The sequence below is a fragment of the Vogesella sp. EB genome (genome assembly GCF_001037925.1).
Lineage (GTDB): Bacteria > Pseudomonadota > Gammaproteobacteria > Burkholderiales > Chromobacteriaceae > Vogesella > Vogesella indigofera.
The window spans coordinates 1-5,841 of record NZ_LFDT01000054.1 but is presented as its reverse complement, the minus strand read 5'-3'; the positions used below and the strand labels follow the sequence as shown (position 1 = coordinate 5,841).

Sequence of the window (5,841 nt, the reverse complement as noted above, 5' to 3'; positions counted from 1 at the left end):
CGCACAGCTCGTCGCACAGCAGGGTCAGCGTGTTGAGCGGCGTCGACAGGCTGTGCGCGGTGCCGGCCGCCTGCACCCCCAGCGCCACCAGCTGCTCGTCGCGCAGCTGCGCCTCGCGCGCCTGCGCCAGCGCCGCCTCGCGCTGCGCCAGCTGCCGCGCCAGCGACGACACGAAGGTGGTCAGCAACAGCACCGACACCGCAAAAGTCAGCCACATGCCGACCAGATGCAGGCGGAAGGCGTAGGCTGCATCGTCGCCGGCCAGCGGCCACGGCAGGTGCCAGCCAAACAGCAGCGCGTAGCCGCCCAGGCTCAGCAGCGCCAGCAACCACGCCTGGCGCGGCGGCAACAGCAAGGCCGCCAGCAGCACCGGCGGCAGGTACAGCGAGGCCAGCGGATTGGCGGCACCGCCGCTGAAGGCCAGCACCTCGGAGAGCACCAGCACGTCGCCGAACAGGCCCAGCGCCAGCTGCGAGCGTGGCGGCAGCGGCCAGTGCCGCAGCGCGAAGTTGAGCACGGCCAGCGTCGCCAGCGCCTGCACCAGCAGCAGCCACGGCAACTGCAGCGCCAGCTGTGCGGCCAACAGCAGCGCCAGCAGCGCCGCGCCCAACATCAACCAGCGCAAACGCCGTACCGCCTGCGCCACCGGCCCAAGGTTGGCCGCAAACAGTGCCGGAAAAGTGGAAGTCATCATGGCGGCTACTTTAGCATCGCCGTCGCCGCGCGCGGCAGGCTGCGACGATTTGTCGCAGCGGGCGGTCGCGCCTTTTGCCGGGCACAGGCTTGACAGAAAAAAAACGGACGGCTAATATGCGCCGCTCTTGTCGGGGGGATTCCCGAGCGGTCAAAGGGATCAGACTGTAAATCTGACGGCTCAGCCTTCGAAGGTTCGAATCCTTCTCCCCCCACCACAAGACTCATCAAAGTCCTGCGCACCGCGTCAGGGCTTTTTTGTTTGCCCGCGCCGCCACGCCGCTGACGCAAAAAAGCCCACAAAAAAAGCCGCCCGCTGTTGCGGACGGCCACTTCCAGTTCGCTAGGCGAAGACGCCTCCCCGCCAATCCCGACTATAGCCAATGGCCGGCGGTGGCGGAATGCGGCATCTTGTCGCAGCCTGCCAGTCCCGCAGCCCTTAATCCAGATCCAGCCGCGCCAGCACCGCATCGCAAAACGTCGCCGTACTCGCGTCACCGCCGAGATCGGGCGTGGCGATGCCGTCAGCCAGCGTGCGCCGCACCGCCTGCTCCAGGCTTGCGGCCAACGTTGGCCGCGCCCACCAGTGGCGCAGCAGCAACGCCAGCGACAGCAGCGCCGCCACCGGGTTGGCAATGCCGCGCCCGGCGATGTCCGGCGCCGAGCCGTGCACCGGCTCGGCAATCGCCGCCTGCGCGCCCAGGTTCAGCGACGCCGCCACGCCCAGCCCGCCACCGAACGCCGCCGCCAGATCGGACAGGATGTCACCGTACAGATTGGGCGCCAGCAGCACGTCGAAGCCTTGCGGCGCCTGCGCCAGCTTCAGCGCGGCGGTGTCGACCAGCAGCTCGTCCACCGCGATCTGCGGATAGGCGGCGGCCACTTCGCGTGCCGCGTCGCGGAACAGGCCGTCGGTGAGCGGCATGATGTTGGCCTTGTGCACGATGGTGACGCGCCGGCGGCCGCCGTCCTGCGCCAGGCGGAACGCGGTCTCGGCGACGCGGCGCGAGGCGGCACGGGTGATGCGCTTGATCGCGGTGGCGGTGTCGCCGTCGGAGTGCTCCTCGCCGACATAGAGGTCTTCGGTGTTCTCGCGCACGATCAAGAGGTCGATGCCCTCGGCCGCACCGCTGCCGGGCAGGCTCAGGGTTGGCCGCACATTGGCGTGGCAGCCCAGCTCGCGCCGCAGCTGCACGATGGGCGAGCGGTAGCCGGCCACCGGATACGCCGGCGAGCTGACCGCACCGAACAGCACCGCGCCACAATCGCGCACCGCCGCCAGCGTCGCCGCCGGCAACGCCGTGCCCTGCTGCCGGAAGGTGTCCCAGCCGGCGTCGGCGGTCACGATCTGCAAAGCCGGCAGCAGCCGGTGCAATACCCGTACCGCCTGCGGCACCACTTCGCGGCCGATGCCATCGCCGCTGATCACGCATAGTTTCATCTTCTGCTCCCGCTCGGTGTCGCCTGCTTGTTGTTGCATGGCAACATATCGCGCCGTCCGGCGCAGGGCAAGTGGCGCCGCCAGCAGCGCCGGCAAGCCCGCCACGGCGGGCTATTCGAGAACGGCTATCATTCTATCCCCTGATATAAATCAAAAAAGCAATAAAGACAGAACCTTTACATCCAAGCAGTTATTTGGAAGTCGGGTTAGAATACGCGCTTGTTGAATTTGCCCGTTTGATAAAGACGACACTCATGGCTACTCTTTCCTCCGAAACCGTCCTGTCCGTCCATCACTGGAACGACACCCTGTTCAGCTTCACTTGCACCCGCGATCCGGGTCTGCGTTTCATCAACGGCCAGTTCGTGATGATCGGTCTGGAAGTGAACGGCAAACCGCTGATCCGCGCCTACTCGGTGGCCAGCGCCAACTGGGAAGAGCACCTTGAGTTCTACTCGATCAAGGTGCCGAATGGTCCGCTGACCTCGCGCCTGCAGAACATCCAGCCGGGCGACAAGGTGGTGATCTCCGGCAAGCCGACCGGCACCCTGGTGCAGGACAACCTGCTGCCGGACGCCAAGAACCTGTACCTGCTGTCCACCGGCACCGGCCTCGCCCCGTTCATGTCCATCATCAAGGACCCGGACGTGTACGACCGCTACGAAAAAATCGTGCTGATCCACGGCGTACGCTGGGTCAGCGAGCTGGGCTACCAGGACTACATCACCAAGGAACTGGCCGAGCACGAGTTCCTCGGCGAGATGATCCGCGAAAAGCTGATCTACTACCCGACCGTGACGCGCGAACCGTTCCGCAACCAGGGCCGCCTGACCGACCTGATCCTCAACGGCAAGCTGGCCAGCGACATCGGCCTGCCGCAGCTGAACCCGCAGACCGACCGCGCGCTGCTGTGCGGCAGTCCGGCGATGCTGGAAGACACCTGCAAGCTGCTGGACAGCCTCGGCTTTGTCGAGTCGCCACGCATGGGCGAGCCAGGCCACTACGCCATCGAACGCGCCTTCGTCGAAAAGTAATACCGGCCCTGCCGCTTGCGGCCAGCCTGTCACACCCCGCCACGTGCGGGGTGTTTTGCTATTGGCGCCGCCGCGCGGGCGAGCGTGCCGCGCATGGCGTGTCGCGCGGCCACCGCCGTTGGCACCCACCGTAGCCATGATGATGCCGATTGTGGATAACTTACGGAATCAGCCTGCCGCTGTGGATAAGTTGAAGTGTGCCGCAACCCCAGCACGCGACAGCCGGACGGGCGCGGGGAAACGGGGAAACGGGGAAACGGGGAAACGGGGAAACGGGGAAACGGCGGCATGATAGCGCAGCCGTGCGGCCAACCCTGGATTGTTTTAACAGCTCCGGGAACGACGGCAGTGCGGTGCGATGGCCCGCACCGGCATACGGCAAGGCGGCGCAGAAACGACAACGGCCCGCCAGATAGTTCTGGCGGGCCGCAGATACGCAAAAGCCAGTTATCACGAGGATAACTGGCTTTCATGTTGGTCGGAGTACAAGGATTCGAACCTTGGACCTCCTGCTCCCAAAGCAGGCGCACTACCGGGCTGTGCTACACTCCGTCACTTCCGAAGAAGTGGAGCAAATTATAAGTAACGCTCCCCGCTCTGTCAAGCCATTCCCCAAGAAAAAATGTGACCGCCCCGTTCAGCGCCGCGAGCGCTCACGCGCGCGCAACAGGAAGCGGTCCAGCACCGGGGTGCAGTCGAGCAGGTGCGCGGCGCCGGGCGGGTGGAATTCCGGGTGCCACTGCAGGCCGCAGACGAAGTTGTCGTCGTCCAGCCGCACCGCCTCGATCAGGCCGTCGTCGCTGGCGCGCGCCTCCACCAGCAGGCCGCGCCCCAGTGCGCGGATCGCCTGGTGGTGGATGGAGATCACCTGCTTGCCGCCCTGCCCGCCGAGCAGGCCGGCCAGCAGCGAATCCGGCGTCAGCACGATGTCGTGGGCGTGGCTGTCGTAGTCGCGGTGCAGGTGATGCGACACGCCCAGCTGGCTGGGGATGTCCTGGTACAGCGTGCCGCCGAGCGCGACGTTGATCAGCTGCGCGCCGCGGCAGATGCCCAGCACCGGCTTGCCGGCCTCGACGAACTCGTGGAACAGCTCCATCTCGTAGGCGTCGCGCACCGCGTCGCCGTGCCAATCATCGTGCAGCGCCTCCTCGCCGTAGCTGCGCGGGCTGAGGTCGGCACCGCCCTGCAGCACCAGACCGTCCAGGTAGCGCGCGTAATCGGCCAGCCGGATGCTGCTGCGGTTGATCATGCCGTCGCCGAGCACGGTGGGAATCATCAGCACCATCACGTCGCGCGACATCACCCAGTGCGCCACCGACTGCTCCAGGTATTGCAGGGTTTTCGACTGCAGCCCGTCGGCGCCGGGCTGCGGGTGATAGATGCGGGCGGAGAGTCCGATTTTCAGTGGTGTCGTCATGCGGCCAACCTTTCACGCTCAGGAGCTGGCGGCCAGTCCGTCAGCCTGTCACAGACAGACGCCGCCGGCAGGCGATTGGTTCACCCGTTCATGGCTGCGGCCACAGCCGCCCGGCGAGGCCGGATTGCCGCGGCGGCGCGTTGAGCACGCCGGCCTCCAGCACCGCCGGGTTGCCGGCCAGCACGAACATATCGCGGGCGCGGGTAATCGCGGTATACACCAGCGCGCGGGTCAGCACCGCGCTTGGCGCCGCCGGCAGCGCCAGCCACACGCTGGCGAACTCCGAGCCCTGCGACTTGTGCACCGTCATCGCGTACACGGTGTCGTGTTCCGGCAGCCGCGCCGGCGCCACCTCGCGCCAGCCACCGTCGGTGGTGGGAAACACCACCCGCAAGCGCCCTTCCCGCATCACGGTGAGGCCGATGTCGCCGTTGAACAGGCCGATGCCGTAGTCGTTGCGCGTCACCATCACCGGCCGGCCGGCGTACCAGTCGCTGCCGGCGGCCTTGCGGCCCAGCTTTTCCAGCTCGGCCTCGATCTGCGCGTTGATGGCCGCCACGGTGTGCCGCTCCGCCGCCAGCAGCATGAAGCGGTGGAAGGCGGCAAACAGCGGCGCCCAGTCCGCAGCGTCGGCGTCGGCGTCCAGCTGCGCCAGCGCCTGCCAGTAGTCGGCGCGCTGCGCCAGCAGGCCGGCGGCGTCGGGCAGCGCCGGCTGCTGGCGGATGTCGGCCTGCGCCTGCTGCGCCAGCAAGGCGTGCACCTCGTCCAGCGCCGCGGCATTGACCGCGCGCGCCAGGCGGCCGATGCCGGAGTCGGCACCGAAACGGTGACTCTTCTGCAGCACCACCACGCTGTCGGCGAGGATGGCCGTATCGTCGATCACCCCGGGCAGATTGATACCGGCGGCAAGCAGGCCTTGCGCCGTGTCGCTGCGCCACGCCTGCCGGCTGCAAATGTCGCCCAGCACCGCGCCGGCTTCCACCGACGCCAGCTGGTCGCGATCGCCGAGCAGGATCAGCCGCGCGTGCGAGGGCAGCGCCGCCACCGTCTGCGCCATCAGGCTCAAGTCCACCATCGACGCCTCGTCCACCACCAGCACGTCCAGCGGCAGGGGGTTGGCCGCATGCTGGCGCGGGCGCGCGGTGCCGGGGACCAGCCCGAGCAGGCGGTGCAGCGTCTGCGCCTTGTCCGGCAGCTGCGCGCGCACCGCGTCGGCCACCGGCAACCGGTCACGCGCGGCGCGCACCGACTCGGTC

General features: G+C 67.7%; 4 protein-coding genes, 2 tRNA genes and 1 pseudogene. 2 read left to right on the top strand and 5 right to left on the bottom strand.

Going from position 1 to position 5,841, the window contains the following annotated elements; genetic code table 11:
* Window positions 1-694: pseudogene (locus tag ACG97_RS16605) on the bottom strand (sensor histidine kinase); the annotation flags it as partial.
* 132 nt (window positions 695-826) lie between these two features.
* On the opposite strand from ACG97_RS16605, the gene ACG97_RS16600 reads away from it, so the two are divergent.
* A tRNA-Tyr gene (locus tag ACG97_RS16600) sits at window positions 827-911 on the top strand.
* A gap of 221 nt (window positions 912-1,132) precedes the next feature.
* Here ACG97_RS16600 and ACG97_RS16595 read toward each other — a convergent pair.
* Window positions 1,133-2,173, bottom strand: coding sequence for an isocitrate/isopropylmalate dehydrogenase family protein (locus tag ACG97_RS16595; protein WP_202902809.1), 1,041 nt, complete (start codon window positions 2,171-2,173; stop codon window positions 1,133-1,135).
* Between the two features lie 215 nt (window positions 2,174-2,388).
* On the opposite strand from ACG97_RS16595, the gene ACG97_RS16590 reads away from it, so the two are divergent.
* Window positions 2,389-3,168: a ferredoxin--NADP reductase gene (locus tag ACG97_RS16590; RefSeq protein ID WP_047968497.1), complete on the top strand. Its 780-nt coding sequence runs from the start codon at window positions 2,389-2,391 to the stop codon at window positions 3,166-3,168.
* Between the two features lie 475 nt (window positions 3,169-3,643).
* Here ACG97_RS16590 and ACG97_RS16585 read toward each other — a convergent pair.
* The 3 genes from ACG97_RS16585 to recD all read right to left on the bottom strand — a co-directional run.
* Window positions 3,644-3,720, bottom strand: a tRNA-Pro gene (locus ACG97_RS16585).
* An 85-nt stretch (window positions 3,721-3,805) separates the two neighbouring features.
* Window positions 3,806-4,585 (bottom strand): gamma-glutamyl-gamma-aminobutyrate hydrolase family protein, encoded by a 780-nt coding sequence (locus ACG97_RS16580; protein WP_047968496.1) that lies wholly within the window; start codon window positions 4,583-4,585, stop codon window positions 3,806-3,808.
* A gap of 88 nt (window positions 4,586-4,673) precedes the next feature.
* Window positions 4,674-5,841: exodeoxyribonuclease V subunit alpha (recD, locus tag ACG97_RS16575; protein ID WP_047968495.1), on the bottom strand; the 1,168-nt coding region annotated here is incomplete at its 5' end.